Genomic DNA, 16,545 nt, shown 5'->3' with positions numbered 1-16,545 from the left:
AGCGGCCGCCCGAAAAGGTGGCCGCTGCTGTATTTATAAATGTTTTTTGATCCAATCAAGCGCACCCTTTTCCAATCTGGACACCTGCGCCTGCGAAATACCGATTTCCTGCGCCACTTCCATCTGGGTTTTACCAACAAAAAAACGCAGAGTAAGGATCTTTTTCTCACGTTCCCCCAGATTTTTCATTGCTTCCCGGATTGCGATTTCATCCATCCAATCGTTTTCGCCGTTTTTATCTCCGACCTGATCCATTACGTAAATGGTATCTCCGCCATCCGAATAGACCGGTTCATAAAGCGACATCGGCTCCACAATTGCCTCAAGCGCTAAAACGACATTCTCTTTATTAACACCCATTTCTTCGGCAATTTCATCGATGGTAGGCTCCCTTGCATTGCGGTTTACAAGTGCTTCCTTTGCCTGCATGGCTTTATAAGCCATATCTCTCATGGAACGGCTGACACGTACCGAGTTGTTATCCCTGAGATGGCGGCGGATTTCACCGATAATCATGGGAACGCCATAGGTGGAAAAGCGTACATTCTGGTTCGGATCGAAATTGTCGATCGCTTTGATCAGCCCGATGCACCCTACCTGAAAAAGGTCGTCCAGATTTTCACCGCGGTTTGTGAATTTCTGCACCACCGAGAGCACCAGCCGCAGGTTTCCGTTGATCATTTCCTCTCGGGCGGCATTGTCGCCCGCCCGAATCCGCCGAAGTAATTCTATCTTCTCCTTCTCCTTCAGCACTTTTAGCTTAGACGTATTTACCCCGCAAATTTCAACCTTATTGATATACACGTCCCGCACCCCGTTTTCTATTTTCTTTTCAGAAATTAGTATGGGCGCGGGTATCATCAAACATGCAAAACCGAGCTCTTTCCAATAATTACCCATTGAAAGAATCCGGCATCGATTTTGCATTGCGCACACAATAAGCCGGCGTTTTACCGCCGGCTTATTGTGCCTCACAAACGCGTGGTTCTTTAACGCGCGCAATACAGATCTTTGCAGCAGAGCCAACGGGGGTGAGAGAAAGACGGCCAGTACGTATTTCTGCAATCCACCGGAAACATTCCGCAGCAGCCACCCTGATCGCAGCACATCCTCATTCTACGCTCGACGGATTCCGTGTCCACAATTGGATACCAGCTGTTTTTGCATCTAATGCAATTCTCCTTAGAGCCGCAGCCAGGGACCGCACATCTGTAATTGCAGTATCTGTTGTTACAGCAAGCCATGAATTATCACACCTTTTGTCTTAAAAATAAATGTATACCTGACACGGCAGCGCCATGTGCCGTTCTTTTTCATAGTATGCATGCCGTGTGTTTGAGGTTCGCAAGAATCTTTTAAGCCACGCTTTTTCGACACAAACAAAACTTGTCCCTTTCCTATAATAAAGACCGAGGACTTCCTCTTCTGGAAAGCGGTGTTTTGACATGACAGTTTATGCAGATGTTCTGGTTGTGGTGAATTATATCATCAATCTTCTGATCATATTGGCTTCCGGCAAAATTTTAGGCATTATTTTAAGCCGAAAACGGGCCTGCCTTTCCGCTCTTCTTGGGGCGGCAGGCTCGCTGATTATTTTTCTGCCCTACATCGGATGGTGGTTCCAGCTCTTTTATAAAATCTTTTTGTCGGGCGCGATGGCCGCTGCGGCTTTCGGCTGCCAGTCATGGAAACGGCTGGCCAAGTCTCTGTTTGTTCTGCTCTCCGTCAGTTTCCTGTTTGCCGGCATTCTGCTTGCGGTTTCCTACCTGATCAAACCGCTCAATGTCCTGTTTTACAACGGTATTGTCTATTTCGACATTTCCATGCTTATGCTGCTTGCCACAACAACGGCCGCCTATTTTCTGCTGCTTTTATTTGAACGGCTGCTGTTCAGCCGCACAAGTGAAAAAAAGTTATATAACGTATCGGTCATGGTAAACGGCAAAACACTTGCCATGAAGGGGCTGGCCGATACCGGCTGCCAGTTGAAAGAGCCTTTTTCCGGCGCGCCGGTCATTGTCTGCGATAAAGAGCTTGCGAGCCGCATCGCCCCTTCGGAGGAAACCCGTTACCGCGTGATCCCCTGCTTTACCGTTACCGGACAGGGCGCTTTGCGTGGCTTCCGCCCGGACGAGGTTTCGATTTCCGGGGAGAATCTGCAAACAAGAACCTCGGATGTTTACATAGCAGCCAGCAGGGAACCGATTCATGGGGAATATCAGGCGCTGCTGAACCCCCAGCTGGTTGACCGCGGATAAACCCCTGCCTGAAAAGCGCAGTGCTATTTGTCCGAACAATAATGAACGGCATTTTTACATAAAGGGAAAGGGTGTTTGTAATGCAATGGGTTCTAAAATGGAAACTGCTGCTGGAAAGTCTGCTCCTGCGGCTGAGGCTCCGACGGATTTTTTACATAAACGGGCCTGAAACCCTGCCCGCTCCGCTTTCCAAAGAAGAAGAAAAGCTTGTATTTCTCAGGCTGGAAGCGCACGACGAGTCCGCCAAAGAAACGCTGACCGTACATAATCTGCGGCTGGTGGTGTACATTGCCAAAAAATTTGAATCCACCGGCATCTGCGTGGAGGATTTAATTTCGATCGGCACCATTGGGTTGATTAAAGCCGTCAATACGTTCTGTCCGCAGAAAAATATTAAACTAGCTACCTATGCGTCCAGATGTATTGAAAATGAGATTCTGATGCATCTGCGGAAAAATCAGAACCATAAAAATGAAATCTCAATTGACGAGCCCTTGAACATCGACTGGGATGGAAACGAACTGCTGCTTTCGGATATTCTCGGAACGGAAGCCGACAGCATCAATCGTCCGATTGAGGATGAAGCGGAAAAAAATTTGCTGCTCAATGCGGTAAACCGTCTGGGGGAACGGGAACAGACGATTATGAAGCTGAGGTTCGGCCTTATGGGAACGGAAGAAAAAACGCAAAAAGAAGTGGCCGATATTATCGGGATTTCCCAGTCTTATATATCGCGTCTGGAGAAACGGATTATTAAAAAGCTGAAAAAAGAACTGGAAAAGACGATTTAAGAACAGATAAAAATTGCGCCTGTAAAATTTACAGGCGCAATTTTTATCCGTTCTTAAACATTTTCCACTCAATGAAAAGTATTTTTTCCATATATCCATGTCCGCCCATCACAAACGACACTTCGGCATCATATATTGATACAGACGATACCTATCAGGCTCTAACAGCCGAAATTGCAACAATTATCATTTTAGCTGCTGTCACTCATTCAGTCCTGTTTTCCCGCCAAACAGGCGGATATCCCCGCGCAGTCCGATTACTGCCGGAATCCATCCTGCCGCTTTAAAGCTATCCGGGCAGACGCAATGCAGAAGCGCCTGCCCGGATAGCTTTAAAGCGGCATAATCTGTTTTATTCTATGACTTCATATCCCTCGGACGCCGTATCCTTCGTGGCGTACTCGCTGACTTTGGCCACTTTCACCTTGAGCGGCTTCTGCCCCAGACAGATTTCCACAATGTCCCCTTCTTTCACGTCGTAAGACGCTCTGGCAGGCTTACCGTTCACGATGATACGTCCTGCGTCACAGGCTTCGTTGGCCACTGTCCGGCGTTTAATCAGCCGGGTTGTCTTCAGATATTTATCCAGTCGCATCATTGTCCTCCACATCATTGCCGTAAGTCGCGTTACACGCGTCCCACAAGCAGACAAATAGAAAAAACCCGCCGACTGTAAATCATCCGGCGGGTTTTATTTCTAAAATTTATTTGCCGGCCACAGCATCTTTCAGAGCTTTTCCAGCTTTAAACGCAGGAACCGTCGCCGCCGCAATTGTCATCGGTTCTTTGGTAATCGGGTTGATGCCCTGTCTTTCATTACGGGTCTTGGTCTCGAAAGTACCAAAGCCTACCAGAGCAACTTTTTCGCCGGCAACCAGAGCTTCTGTAATTGCGTCAACTACTGCAACAACCGCCTTCTCGCTGTCCTTCTTGGAAAGTTCCGATTTTTCTGCCACCGCGGCAATAAGTTCTGCTTTTGTCATTGAAATGACCTCCGTAATTATTTAATAAAAATATGCCATCAGGACTCTCTCCTGTGATCATACCCGCATTTTTGCCTGCTTCCAAAGCTTGTCCAGTTCCTCAATGGAAGCCTGCTTCATGTCTACGCCGTTAGAAACTGCCAGATTCTCCACCTGCTCAAACCGGGCGATAAATTTTTCGCAGGAACGGGCCAGCGCATTTTCCGCATCTGTCTGCGTGAAGCGCGACACATTTACAGCCGCAAAAAGCAAATCCCCAAGTTCTTCCTCAACATGCGCCTGATTTTTCTCAGCGATTGCTGCTTTCAGCTCGTTTATCTCGCTGTCGAGGTCGCTCATTGCATATTCCAGGGACGGATAATCAAACCCGGACTTTGCCGCGCGGTGCTGGACCTTTTCGCTGCGCATCAAAGCCGGAAACACCGCCGGAACACTTTTCAGTGTTTCCGTTGTGGTATTCTGCCCTTTTGTCTGCCGTTTAATCTGATCCCAGTTGACAATCACTTCCCCGGAATTCTCCACAGTGACATCGCCAAAAACATGGGGGTGGCGTACAATCAGTTTCTTACAGATTCCGTCGCACACATCCCCAAAATCAAACCGGCCTGATTCCGATTCCATTCGGCAGTGAAAAACGATCTGCAACAGGACATCTCCGAGCTCTTCCTTTAAAAGTTCGGAATCCTCCTTGTCGATTGCTTCCATCACTTCATACGTCTCTTCCAGAAAGTTTTTGCGAATCGAGTGGTGATCCTGTTCCCTGTCCCATGGGCAGCCGTCTTCTCCCCGCAGCAGTTCCATGATCTTAAGCAGATCGCCAATATCGTAGGACTGTTTTTGGGGGAAATTCACTGGCAATTCAAACGCCTCCATGAGCTTTTCTTTGCCGTCTCAAAAACGGAAATTTATTGTAAGACGGCTTTTATTATATTACCCTAAAAGTTTGTGCTTTTCAAGTATATTTATAAACTTTTCTGCGTTGGGAAGCATCAAAATATCAATTTTTGTCACGGTTTTTGTAAAAATGAGCACTACAAGATAAAAAAAGCCTCCAACAGCCACCCCAAAAAGGGTGGAAACGGCTTCCTGGCAGGTACTCAGCAATAGTAAATAAGCAGCCCGCGCCGTGACGCCGCAGCACAGCGCGGCAAAAAGCGGCTTCCCGAATATTCCGGAAATGGAAAGGCGTACACCGGTTGTATGAATCAAAGCCGATAAACTGACCGCAAGCACAAACGCGTAACAGAAAAGCGTCCCGACGGGGACGGCCCGGATATTCAGCTGGGGAACCGCGACCATAAAATAGTTAAGAGCCAGTTTCATCAGCCCACCCCAAAGCAAAAGCTTCATCGGCAGTTCCGCACGCCCGACCGCCTGTAAAATTGCGTTGACTGGAAGCGTCAACGCGACAAATACCGCGCTGATTCCCATCAGCCGGAGCGCGGGCGCAATTGCCGCCACTTCCATCGGCTTTGAAAAATAGAGCAGGCGCATAATCGGCTCCGCCATAGCCGAAATACCGATGCCCGCAGGCATCGCGATCATGGAAGCCACCCGCAGAGCGCTGGCGACATTGCGTTCCAACGCAGCCTGGCTATGGGTCGCCCATGAGGCTGATACCGCAGGCAGCAGGCTGACTCCAATCACAGCCGTCAAAGACGGGACCAGATTGTAGATTGGAACCGCCAGCCCGGAATAGCACCCGTAAAGGTAAGAGGCCAGCTGCTCCAGCCCCACACCGGACGGAATCGCATTCCGATACATCCCCAGCACCGTTTCCGGGCTGTTTTCAATGGCCGAGACCAGCCGGTTCATGACGGAGACCAGATCAATGAACGAAGTCATGTTGGTGATCACGGAAGCACAGCAGACGGGCAGGGCAATTGCAATCAGGCGCCGCCCGAGCACCTTTGCCGGGACTGCCTTTGGAGCTTTCTTCCACAGTGCCAGCGGGATACCGCCACGGCCCAGCTTATGGTAGCCATAGAGATAGATGCTGCCGCACAGGGCGCCGGCCGTTACCCCCAGAATTGCTCCGGCGGCGGCGAACGGCAAGACCGCCAGCCTTGCTTCCTCAGCACCCGGGCAGGGGATTCCAAACACCGTACCCTGCCGTGCAAACTGGCGCAGGCCCGCCTGCGTGATGAGATAGGCCAGTGTCAGCCCCAGCACCAGCTTTGCGACCGCCTCCACAATCTGCGACACAGCGGTCGGCCTCATGTCCTGGAGGCCCTGGAAATACCCCCGGAACGCGGCTGTGACACAGCCGAAGAACAGAGCGGGTGACAGCATCCATACTGCATACCTCGCGTCCGGATTATGGACAACCGCCGCAAACCATTTCGCGCCGAATACCATGACAACAGAACCCGAAAGCCCAATCCCAACAAAAATAACGGCCGAAATCCGCAGCAGCCTTCTGGCATCGCGCGCCTGCCCGCGGGCCATGCTCTCGCTTACCAGTTTGGATACCGCAACCGGCACTCCCGATACAAACAGTGCATAAAGGGGGTAGTAAAGGTCATAGGCAACATTGAAATAACTCATGCCCACCCCGCCGAGAATATTCGTAAGCGGGATTTTAAACAGCGCACCGATCAGTTTCACCACTATGGTTCCCGCCGCAAGCACCATCATACCATAAAGATACCCCTGCTTATGCTGTCTGCCCATCCTCATCCCCCCTTTTCTGCAACATTACAGCTATATTAAAACAGAAAAAGAATTATAACCCGCATAAAGTTGAAATGCGGCCCGCCATGATGTAAAATAGCTCCATAAACAGTTGGGAGGATTTATCATGAAAACCATTGGCATTATCTGCGCGCTGGAAAGCGAACTGAAGCGCATCCGGGAAGCGCTTGGCGGCAGGCCCGAGCAGGTTGGGCTTTACACGTTTTATACCGCCGGCCTCGGGGAAAAGCAGGTCGTCGCGGTCCAATGCGGCATCGGCAAAGTAAACGCCGCCGCGTGCGCGCAGATGCTGATTTCGAATTTCCACGCTGATTGCATCATCAACAGCGGAGTCTCGGGAGCGCTTTCGGACAAGCTCCATATTATGGATATCGTAGCGGCCACCGATGTGGCCTATCATGATCTCTATTCCGGATTTCTTTCCGGCGATTATTTCCCGGGCGCAGACCATTTTCCCGCCGACGAGCGCATCTCCTCGCTCGCGGAAAAAGTCTGCGCGGAACAAGGGATTGCCTGTCTGCGCGGGAGGGTCGTTTCCGGCGACCAGTTTGTCACCGACTCCACTGTGAAGGCAAAGATCATCGCGGACACACAGGGAATGACGACAGAAATGGAGGGCGCCGCTATTGGGCATGTCTGCTATCTGAACAAGGTCCCTTTCGCGGTGATCCGATGCATTTCCGACGGGGCCGACGATCAGGGCGCGACCGATTTTGATACGTTTGTGGTGCACGCTGCCGAACGCTGCGCAAAAATTACACTTTCTCTGATTGAGCGTCTGTAAGCAAAAACACGGCAAAGGAGCCGGTTTCCCAACAGAGGAAACCGGCTCCTTTCCATTTTGTCAATCAGGCATCTGCTGAATCCGGTTACGGTATACCTTTCGGAACATCAAAATTGCCATTCCGACCGAAGTAATTTCCGCCAAGACAAAGGAAAACCACACTGCGTTGAGGCCGAAAAATTTCGCCAGAAGATAGGCCGCCGGCAGAATCACCACCAATTGACGCGCAACCGACATCAGCAGGCTGAGCACACCGTTCCCCACCGCCTGAAACACCGACGACAGCACGATTGCGACCCCCGCGCCAAAAAAGCTGATGCTGATGATGCGAAGTGCCGGAACGCCGATGGACAGCATGACATCCGAAGCCTTGAACATGGCAAGCAGCTGTTCGGGGAACACCTGAAAGATCAGAACGCCCAGCGACATAATCGCTACCGCATAGATCAGCGCGTCCCGCAGCGCATGCATGATCCGGGCCTTTTTGCGGGCGCCGAAATTATAGGCCACAATCGGGATCAGCCCGTTAGTCAGGCCGAAGACCGGCATAAAGATGAAGCTTTGCAGCTTAAAGTAGACACCGAAAACAGAAACCGCCGTTTCCGTAAACATCAGCAGGATTTTATTCATGCCAACCGTCATAATCGTAGCGATGGACTGCATGATAATGGAGGGAACCCCCACCTGATAGATCTCCCTGATGATGCGCGGGTTCGGGCGGAACCCCTTAAAATGGATCCGTACTTCATGATTTTTATAATGGTTGAACAAAATGCCCAGGCCCATCGCCAGAATCTGCCCCAATACTGTTGCAAGGGCGGCGCCGGCCACCCCCATTCTGGGCATCCCAAACAGGCCGAAGATCAGGATCGGGTCAAAAATAATATTAAAAATCGCCCCGACTCCCTGCGTGATCATATTGTAAATCGTGACGCCGGTCGACTGCATAATCCGTTCTATGGTGAGCTGCATAAACAGGCCAAACGAAAAAATCGTACAGATCTGCAGATATTGGGTTCCCATTTCAACGATCTCCGCGTTTTGCGTAAACATGCGGAAAAATGGTTCGGAAAACAGCCCGCCGAGCACCGCGAATACCAGCCAGTTTATAATCGCAAGCAGGATACCGTTCTCCGCCGTAGCGTTGGCATCCTCATAGTTTCTCTCTCCTAGCCGCCTGGAAAGCAGCGAATTAATACCAACCCCGGTGCCTACTCCGACGGCTATGATCAAATTCTGCACCGGAAATGCCAGCGAAACAGCGGTGAGCGCGTTTTCACTGACTTGTGCGACAAAAATACTGTCCACAATATTGTACAGCGCCTGCACAAGCATCGAAATCATGACCGGCAGTGACATTGAAATCAACAGCTTTCCTACCGGCATGGTCCCCATCTTATTTTCTTTTCTTTCTTCCATTTAACCAATCCTTATCATTCATTGTCTGAAGCCCATCGCGCATTTTTTAGCAGACAGAAAGCGACCACCCGCTCGGGTGGCCGCTGATTGCAATGTTTCATCAGCCTGTAACCGCTAAGAGGCTCTCAAAGTGTCGGGTCCTCGGTGTCTTCATCTTCATCCTGCTGTTCAGGCGCCTGAGATTTGAGCGAAAATCCGCACCGGGAGCAGTACAGCGCGCCGACAGGATTTGCCGCCATGCACTGGGGGCATTTCACCACATTTTTCATTTCATCAATTTTATGGCTCAGGGCAGCCAGCTCGTCGAGCTGAGACTGGATCTCCGATACGCACATATGAATAAGCTCATCATTCTGCGTACCAGCCTTATTCAGTTCAAAAACAATTTCACCAAGCTTCTGGTAATTCGCGTCAATATCAGATTTCAGCTGGGTCACCTGCAGATGAAGCTTGGTCAATTCCACAACTTCCTGGGTCTTGCTGCCGGCAACTCCGGCCAAATCCTTTGCCTTTAAAATCAGCTCATCCAGTTTACTCATATTAAAATGACCCTCCTGTCATAATTTCGATGATCATATAAATTATACACTGAATGGAAACCGTTTACAAGCAGGTTTCCGGAATCTTTTTCTTATCATACCCATAAAAGCGCGGAATTTCCAGCTTTCGTTCTTTTACCGTTTCAAAACGGTCCACGTATTCATAGGGATATTTATAATTATAGATCCGTTTGATTTCGCCTGTAACCGGGTGGCACAGCTTCGTGGAAGCGCCGGCGCCGACCGCAAAAATCGAATGGGTTTCATCCATAATGTAGACATTGTAAAACCCTTCGGTCCCCGGCTTTGCATAGCCCACGTTTTCCAATGCGGACAGCGACCCATTCTGCCTGTAAAGGTAATAGGGGCGGTAGCCCGCCGCCTGTACCGCATTCCGCGCATAATCCACCATGTCTCCTACCATTGCCAGTTCCGCGCGGGCGCGTTCGAAGGTCATCTCCGCCGAACGTTTGACAGTCAGGGTATGCACCGTAATATTTTCCGGTGCAAGCGCCAGGATCCCGTCCACAGACGCCCGGAACCCCTCCGGCGTATCTGTGGGAAGCCCTGCAATCAAATCCATATTGATATTGTCGCATCCGCAGGAACGCGCAAGGGCAAACGCCTCCAGCGTCTGCCGCGTCGTATGCTTCCTGCCGATGGCTCCCAACACGGAATCGCTCAGCGTCTGCGGATTGATGCTGATTCTGTCCGCTCCGGCGGCGCGGATTACTTCGAGCTTTTTCCGCGTAATTGTATCCGGCCGTCCGGCCTCCACCGTATATTCCCATACATTTTTGGTGTCAAAGCAAGCGGAGATTGTTTCACAGATACGGGAAAGCTGCTCCGGCAATAGTGTAGTCGGCGTTCCGCCCCCGAAATAAACGGTACGAAGCGAAAGCCCCAGTGAAGAAGCAATTTCTGCGGTATAACGAAGTTCCTCACACAGCCTGTCCACATAGACGGGCAACAGCTTCGCGGCCTTTTCCACCGAATGGGAGACAAAGGAGCAGTAAGCGCATCGTGTCGGACAAAACGGAATGGAAACATAAAGTGAGAAGCTGTCGGGCGTAGACCGGCATAAAAGCTCCTTTTGTGCCTTCGCGGTCTGCATGGCCAGGGAAAACCGTTCTTCGCTCATCAGGCAGCCGCCGGTAAAATGCGCGCGCAGCGCCCCGTCATCCTCGCCGCGCCGCATGCGGGAAGCAAACAGCTTCACAGGCCGGATTCCGGTCAGCACCCCCCATGGAGGGCGGATACCGGTGGCATCTGATAAAATCCGGTAAATCATGACGCCGAATTTATGTTCAACATCATTCTGCCTGTCCTCCGGCTGCACGGTATCCAGAAGCCGGTAATGCTTGTCCCCGCACGGACAGCCGGAAACCCGCAGTTCCCCGCCGTCCAGTTCCGCAAAGAGATAACCGTCCGGCTGTCCGGCCTCCGGCTCCCCGTCGGCAATCTCGACTTTTTCCCCGAAAAAGAACATCTGCGCCACGCGCTGCAGCTCATAACCGAAGTGATGTCCTCTAAGAAAGACCGTCATCCGAATGCTCCCTCATGTATGGATTCTGCATACGTTCCTGATCCAGGGTGCTTTCCGGGCCGTGTCCGGGTAGCACCCGGAAATCGCCTTTCAGTGCGGCCAGTTTTTTCAGAGACTCCTGCATCATGATAAAATTGCCGCCGTAGAGGTCGCAGCGCCCGACGTCCCCGCAGAACAGGGTGTCCCCGGAAAAGAGCAGGTCCCCGCAGAGATAGCACACTCCGCCGCGGGTATGCCCCGGCGTATCGAGAACCGAAAATGCCAGGTTTCCGACCGTCAGATGGTCCCCTTCCGCCAACAGCAGGTCAGTCGCCATCAGATAGTCCTTTTCGCTCAGTCCCCGCGAAGTGGCAAGGCTTTTCTCGCGGTCGGTAAGCTGTTCGGCGTCGTTTCTCCCTATGGCAATCTTGCAGCCGTATTTTTCCGCAATGGCCTTCACCGCGCCGATATGGTCATAGTGCCCATGGGTCAGCAGGATATATTCCGGCGTAAAGCCATGGGTTTCCAAAAAATCAAGCAGCTTTTCCGCCTGAGCACCGGGATCGATGACCGCGCATTTTCCGCTGTCGTCGGCAACAATATAGCAGTTGGTGCCAAGCGTTCCCACAGGTTTTACATATAGCTTCATTCCCGCCACTCCTTATCGTTTCATAATTTCGTCCGTATCCAGTATAATAGTTACCGGGCCGTCGTTCTGGAGGGTCACCTGCATATCCGCCCCGAAGCGGCCCGACTCCACCGGGCTGACGCCGGTATCCTTGACCGCGGCAATGAACCGCTCGTACAGGGCATTCGCGGTTTCCGGTTTCGCGGAAGCCGTAAAGGAGGGGCGCCTGCCGTGCCGCGCGTCGGCGCAGAGGGTAAAATTCGATACAATCAGCATCCCGCCGCCGATATCGAGCAGAGAGCGGTTCATCTTTCCGTTCTCATCTTCAAAGATGCGCAGATTCGCCGCTTTTTCCGCCAGAAAGTCAGCCTGTTCCACGCCGTCGCCTTCCAAAACGCCCAGCAGAACCATCAGCCCCTGACCGATTTCCCCGACAGGCTTCCCTTCGATTTCCACGCGGGCGCGGCGTACGCGCTGCAAAATAGCTTTCATAATCCCTCTCCTGGTATACTTATTCCTTCCTTTTACTGAACAGAACGAGTGACCCGCTCCACTCCCGCAATCTTGGAAAGGTTATTGATGATAAAATTCAGCTGGTCAATATCGCTGACGGTAAATGTGACCGTCACAATATTCGTACCCTGTTTGACCTCCCTGGCCATCAGGGTGGTAATGGCAATCCTCATGGAGGAAAGCGCAACGGAAATGTCCGCGAGTACGCCGATGCGGTCGTCCGTCAGAATTTCTATAGTGCTCTTGAAATGCTCCTTCTTCGCGGAATCCATCGCCCATTCGGCATGCACCCAGCGTTCGGCATTGTTGGGATCGTTGATGGAGTTCAGGACGTTCTGGCAGTCCTTCTTATGGATGGACACGCCGAATCCCCTGGTGACAAATCCGATGATTTCATCCCCCGGAAGGGGGTTGCAACAGCGCGCGAACTTGACAAGGCACTCATCAAGGCCTTCGACAATCACGCCGCTGGATGCGCCTTTACTGCGGCGTGAAGGCGCTTTCTGCGCCAGAACCAGCTCGGTCGGGTCAGAGGGCTGGTTGGAGCGGTACTGCCGGATAAAATCGTCTTTCACGCGGGGCATGATTTTGGACAACAACACACCGCCGTAGCCGATCGCCGCGAGAAAATCGTCAACCACGTCAAAATGCTGCCGTTTGGCAATGCCAGCCAAAAATTCCTGTATCTTTCCCTCAGGCAGCGTAATCATGTTGCGGCGGAACTCCTTCTCCAATTCCGTACGGCCCTGCAGAACATTTTCTTCCCGGCGCTCTTTCTTATACCAGTTCCGGATTTTATTGCGCGCCTCGGTGGTACGCGCAAGCTTCAGCCAGTCGCGGCTGGGAGAATGGTCTTTGGCGTTCGTGGTCACCACTTCGACAATCTGTCCGGTGTGCAGAGGGGTATCCAGCGCCACCATGCGTCCGTCAATTTTTGCGCCGACCATCCGGTTGCCGACCTCTGTATGAATCGCATAAGCGAAATCAATGATGGTTGCGCCCGTCGGCAGACTGATCACGTCCCCTTTCGGCGTAAACACATAAATTTCCTCGGGAGACAGGTCGCTTTTGATCGAGCGCACAATGTCCTCGACATCGTCTGCTTCCTTCTGGTTTTCAATCAGCTGGCGAATCCACGCAAGACGTTCCTCCAGCTTATCCTTGCCGGAAATGCCCGCTTTGTATTTCCAGTGGGCCGCGATGCCGTACTCCGCCGTATGGTGCATATCCCAGGTGCGGATCTGCACTTCAAACGGAATCGCTTCCTTGTCGATCACCGTGGTATGCAGGGACTGGTACATATTGGGCTTTGGTGTGGAAATGTAATCCTTGAAGCGGTTGGGAAGCGGGCGAAACATATCGTGGATAATGCCCAGAATATTATAGCATTCAAACACGGAATCGACGATAATCCGCACAGCGTAAATATCAAAAATTTCTTCAAAGGCGCGCGCCTGCATATAAACCTTGCGGTAGATCCCATAGATGCTCTTGACGCGGCCGTCGATATAGATTTCACTGTACTCGGAGGAAAGGCGGTCCCGGATTTTTTGTTTGATCTTTTCCAGGAAAATCAGGCGGTCCCCTTTTTTAAGATCCAGCATCTTTTCAATATCATGATACGCGACAGGGTCCAGATAGCGCAGAGACAGGTCTTCCAGTTCCTCTTTAACCGCGCGGATACCAAGCCTGTGGGCCAGCGGCGCATAGACCTCCATGGTTTCCAGGGCTTTGTCCCGGCGTTTCTGCTCCGGCATCACTTCAATCGTGCGCATATTGTGCAGGCGGTCCGCCAGCTTGATGATGATGACCCGCACGTCCTGTGCCATGGCCAGAAGCATCTTGCGCACGTTTTCGGCCTGCTGCTCCTCGCGGGAGGTATAGCTGATTTTTCCAAGCTTTGTCACGCCGTTGACCAACAGCGAAACGTCGGAACCAAACTGCTTTTCAATGCTTTCCAGCGACGTATTGGTATCTTCCACTACATCATGCAGAAGCGCCGCCACAATACAGTCGCTGTCCATCCCCAAATCCGCCAGAATGATCGAAACTGCTATCGGATGGGAAATATATGGTTCGCCGGAAACGCGGCACTGCCCCTTGTGAGCCGCGTTTGCCAGCTCATAGGCCGCCATGATCTTTTCGCGGTCATAAATTTTGCCGCTTTTTTCAATGGCGTCCATCAATTCATCTATTACGTAATATTTCATCTTGCCCCTCCATCACGAGCGATTGCCCGCGACCTGCAACCCCCTCAGGCCCGCCTTCGCAACAAAACTGTTATCTCAGAGTCTGTAAAATTTTGGAACTCGCAATATCGACTTTGGCGGGATTTGCCACTACGGAAACACACTTGCCCGAACCGCTTGGTTTGCGCGTAATGAGCTTCATTTCATCCAGCACATCAATGGCAATCTTTAATTTGCACAGGCAGGAGATGTTGCCGCACAATTTTGCGTAGATCACCTCATCCGGCGCGCTCAGGTTACCCTTTGCGCGCAGATAGCGATACACAACGGCAATATCGTCCCTGCTCGGAACCGACTGCTCCCGGTCGGGCGCGTCGATTCTCTCACGGCGCATCAGCCGCTGGTAGATCTGTTCGGAGTGATGAATCTTATTGTAATCAATATTGGAAAGATGAATATCCTTGACCTTCACAGACAGCCTCTGTTCTCCATTCCATTCCCCGACATCAACGGTAACCGCAAGATCAACCTTTTCGCCGATACTGTACGGGAAATCCTGCGCCGCAACGCCAAAGCAAACCGCGTAAAAAACGGTATCCTCGCCGCACAGGCGCAGCCGTACATGCTTTCCGTCTCCGATCGGGTAAACCCCCTGCAAAATGCAGTTCTCCACTAAAAACACCGGGAGCTCATTCCCCGCGCCAAAAGGCTCCAAGGCACAAAGCGGCTGTATACTTTCGACATTTAAGGAGCGCGGCGAAATCCGGCAGTCTATTGTAAGCGCCTGCTGGGGCATTTCGGGAAAATGCTCTGCCGCCCAGCGATTGATTGCCTGTGTAAATTGCTCCAAATGGCCTGCTTTTACCGTCAGGCCGGCTGCCTGATTGTGCCCCCCGTACCGCTCGAGATGTTCGGAGCATGCGTTGATCGCGTCAATAATAGAAAAGCCCTCTACACTACGCGCGGAACCGCGTACCGTATCATTTTCCGTCGAAAGCACAATACAGGGCTTCCCAAACCGCTCCACCATTCTGGACGCCACGATACCGACAATGCCATGATGCCAGTGTTCCCCGGAAATGACAATCACACGCTGCGTCAGAACCGCAGTATCATTTTCCAGCTGTGCCATAATCTGCGCCACAATTTGATCCTCAACCTGACGGCGCTTTTCATTCAGAGAATTAATCCCGTCCGCCAACTCCTCCAGTTCCTCTCCTGCGCCTACAAACAGCTCTATTGCGTGATCCACACAGTCAAACCGTCCGGCGGAGTTGATTCTTGGGACGATTCCGTACGCAATATTTTCACAGGAAAGCTCCTTGCCCGACATACCGCAAACGTTGAGCAGGGCGGCAAGCCCCTCGTTATCGGTGTTTTGCAAGGTTTGGATTCCTCGTCTGACAATCATCCGGTTTTCCCCCACAAGGGGTACAATATCCGCCACCGTGGCGACTGCCACAAGGTCGCCGTACTGGTCCAGCATCAGACCGCCGTCATCATTTTCCAACGCGCAGACCAGCTTGAAAGCAACGCCGACTCCCGCCAGATACTCGCAGCCGCTTTCGTCATCCAGCCTGTGCGGGTCCACCACCGCAACCGCATCCGGCAGCACTTCACGGGGCTTATGATGATCGGTGATGACAATATCCAATCCGAGAGAAGAAGCATATTCCACTTCGCCGATTGCCGTAATGCCATTGTCCACTGTGATCACAAGGGAAACACCGTCATCGGCAATCAGCTTGAGCGCATTCATGTTCATCCCATAGCCTTCCCGGTCACGCTGCGGGATGTAATAGCAGACATTGATACCGGCGGATTCCAGATAGCTATAGAGCAGTACAGTCGACATAATACCGTCGCAGTCATAGTCGCCATAAACCGCAACCTTTTCGCCGTCGCGGGCCGCCTGCCGAATACGCGACACCGCTTTATCCATATCCTTCAGGCGCATCGGGTCGGAAAACCGGTCATCCTGAGAAAGGAAAGCCTGAATTTGTTCCTTCGTGTCATATCCTCTGCTCACAAGGACCCGGGCAACGATTGGTGAAAGGTTCTGTTCCGCGGCAAGCCGGGCTGCCAGCGCTTCATCGGGCTGCTTTCTATTCCATCGTTTAATCGGCACGCCTATTCCTCCGTTGTTTTATTACATGATTCTTCATTATATCACTTTTTTATGCTTAACACAATATGGCTGACATATGGCCGACGTTCCCTGC

The 16,545-nt window shown here is 51.8% G+C and carries 15 protein-coding genes; 3 read left to right on the top strand and 12 right to left on the bottom strand.

The window, feature by feature from the left end:
- Positions 1-33 precede the first annotated feature (33 nt).
- Positions 34-804 carry an RNA polymerase sporulation sigma factor SigG gene (sigG, locus tag C1A10_RS07015; protein WP_101909783.1) on the bottom strand — a complete coding sequence of 257 codons (771 nt, stop codon included), beginning with the start codon at positions 802-804 and terminating at the stop codon, positions 34-36.
- A gap of 641 nt (positions 805-1,445) precedes the next feature.
- Here sigG and C1A10_RS07010 point away from each other — a divergent pair.
- Positions 1,446-2,258, top strand: coding sequence for a sigma-E processing peptidase SpoIIGA (locus tag C1A10_RS07010; protein ID WP_101909570.1), 813 nt, complete (start codon positions 1,446-1,448; stop codon positions 2,256-2,258).
- 80 nt (positions 2,259-2,338) lie between these two features.
- Positions 2,339-3,049: an RNA polymerase sporulation sigma factor SigE gene (sigE, locus tag C1A10_RS07005; protein ID WP_101909569.1), complete on the top strand. Its 711-nt coding sequence runs from the start codon at positions 2,339-2,341 to the stop codon at positions 3,047-3,049.
- 352 nt (positions 3,050-3,401) lie between these two features.
- Here sigE and C1A10_RS06995 read toward each other — a convergent pair whose 3' ends face one another.
- From C1A10_RS06995 to C1A10_RS06980, 4 genes are all read right to left on the bottom strand, one after another.
- Positions 3,402-3,644: an RNA-binding S4 domain-containing protein gene (locus C1A10_RS06995; protein WP_101909567.1), complete on the bottom strand. Its 243-nt coding sequence runs from the start codon at positions 3,642-3,644 to the stop codon at positions 3,402-3,404.
- Between the two features lie 109 nt (positions 3,645-3,753).
- On the bottom strand, positions 3,754-4,032 hold the full coding sequence (locus C1A10_RS06990; RefSeq protein ID WP_101909566.1) for an HU family DNA-binding protein: 279 nt from the start codon (positions 4,030-4,032) through the stop codon (positions 3,754-3,756).
- Between the two features lie 57 nt (positions 4,033-4,089).
- Positions 4,090-4,884 carry a nucleoside triphosphate pyrophosphohydrolase gene (gene mazG, locus C1A10_RS06985; protein ID WP_101909782.1) on the bottom strand — a complete coding sequence of 265 codons (795 nt, stop codon included), beginning with the start codon at positions 4,882-4,884 and terminating at the stop codon, positions 4,090-4,092.
- A 78-nt stretch (positions 4,885-4,962) separates the two neighbouring features.
- Complete coding sequence (locus tag C1A10_RS06980; protein WP_180951030.1) at positions 4,963-6,705, bottom strand: putative polysaccharide biosynthesis protein; 1,743 nt, start codon at positions 6,703-6,705, stop codon at positions 4,963-4,965.
- A gap of 127 nt (positions 6,706-6,832) precedes the next feature.
- Here C1A10_RS06980 and C1A10_RS06975 point away from each other — a divergent pair, with 127 nt between their 5' ends.
- On the top strand, positions 6,833-7,510 hold the full coding sequence (locus tag C1A10_RS06975; RefSeq protein WP_101909564.1) for a 5'-methylthioadenosine/adenosylhomocysteine nucleosidase: 678 nt from the start codon (positions 6,833-6,835) through the stop codon (positions 7,508-7,510).
- A 60-nt stretch (positions 7,511-7,570) separates the two neighbouring features.
- On the opposite strand, the gene C1A10_RS06970 is transcribed toward C1A10_RS06975, so the two are convergent.
- The 7 genes from C1A10_RS06970 to recJ form a co-directional block, all read right to left on the bottom strand.
- On the bottom strand, positions 7,571-8,929 hold the full coding sequence (locus tag C1A10_RS06970) for an MATE family efflux transporter (protein ID WP_101909563.1): 1,359 nt from the start codon (positions 8,927-8,929) through the stop codon (positions 7,571-7,573).
- A 125-nt stretch (positions 8,930-9,054) separates the two neighbouring features.
- Positions 9,055-9,468 carry a zinc ribbon domain-containing protein gene (locus C1A10_RS06965; protein WP_101909562.1) on the bottom strand — a complete coding sequence of 138 codons (414 nt, stop codon included), beginning with the start codon at positions 9,466-9,468 and terminating at the stop codon, positions 9,055-9,057.
- Between the two features lie 64 nt (positions 9,469-9,532).
- Positions 9,533-11,014, bottom strand: coding sequence for a coproporphyrinogen dehydrogenase HemZ (gene hemZ, locus C1A10_RS06960; RefSeq protein ID WP_101909561.1), 1,482 nt, complete (start codon positions 11,012-11,014; stop codon positions 9,533-9,535).
- On the bottom strand, positions 10,998-11,642 hold the full coding sequence (locus C1A10_RS06955; protein WP_101909560.1) for an MBL fold metallo-hydrolase: 645 nt from the start codon (positions 11,640-11,642) through the stop codon (positions 10,998-11,000). The genes hemZ and C1A10_RS06955 overlap by 17 nt, the downstream gene beginning before the upstream one ends.
- Before the next feature lie 12 nt (positions 11,643-11,654).
- Positions 11,655-12,113, bottom strand: coding sequence for a D-aminoacyl-tRNA deacylase (gene dtd / locus C1A10_RS06950; RefSeq protein WP_101909559.1), 459 nt, complete (start codon positions 12,111-12,113; stop codon positions 11,655-11,657).
- A 32-nt stretch (positions 12,114-12,145) separates the two neighbouring features.
- Positions 12,146-14,344, bottom strand: coding sequence for a RelA/SpoT family protein (locus C1A10_RS06945; protein WP_101909558.1), 2,199 nt, complete (start codon positions 14,342-14,344; stop codon positions 12,146-12,148).
- A 70-nt stretch (positions 14,345-14,414) separates the two neighbouring features.
- The gene (gene recJ, locus C1A10_RS06940) at positions 14,415-16,451 is read right to left on the bottom strand and encodes a single-stranded-DNA-specific exonuclease RecJ (RefSeq protein WP_180951029.1); all 2,037 of its coding nucleotides are present in this window, start codon (positions 16,449-16,451) and stop codon (positions 14,415-14,417) included.
- Positions 16,452-16,545 lie beyond the last annotated feature (94 nt).

The organism is Marasmitruncus massiliensis, from assembly GCF_900186535.1.
GTDB lineage: Bacteria > Bacillota > Clostridia > Oscillospirales > Ruminococcaceae > Anaerotruncus > Anaerotruncus massiliensis_A.
Note: the sequence above shows the minus strand (reverse complement) of the source record. Positions and strands in the feature narration are given on the sequence as shown.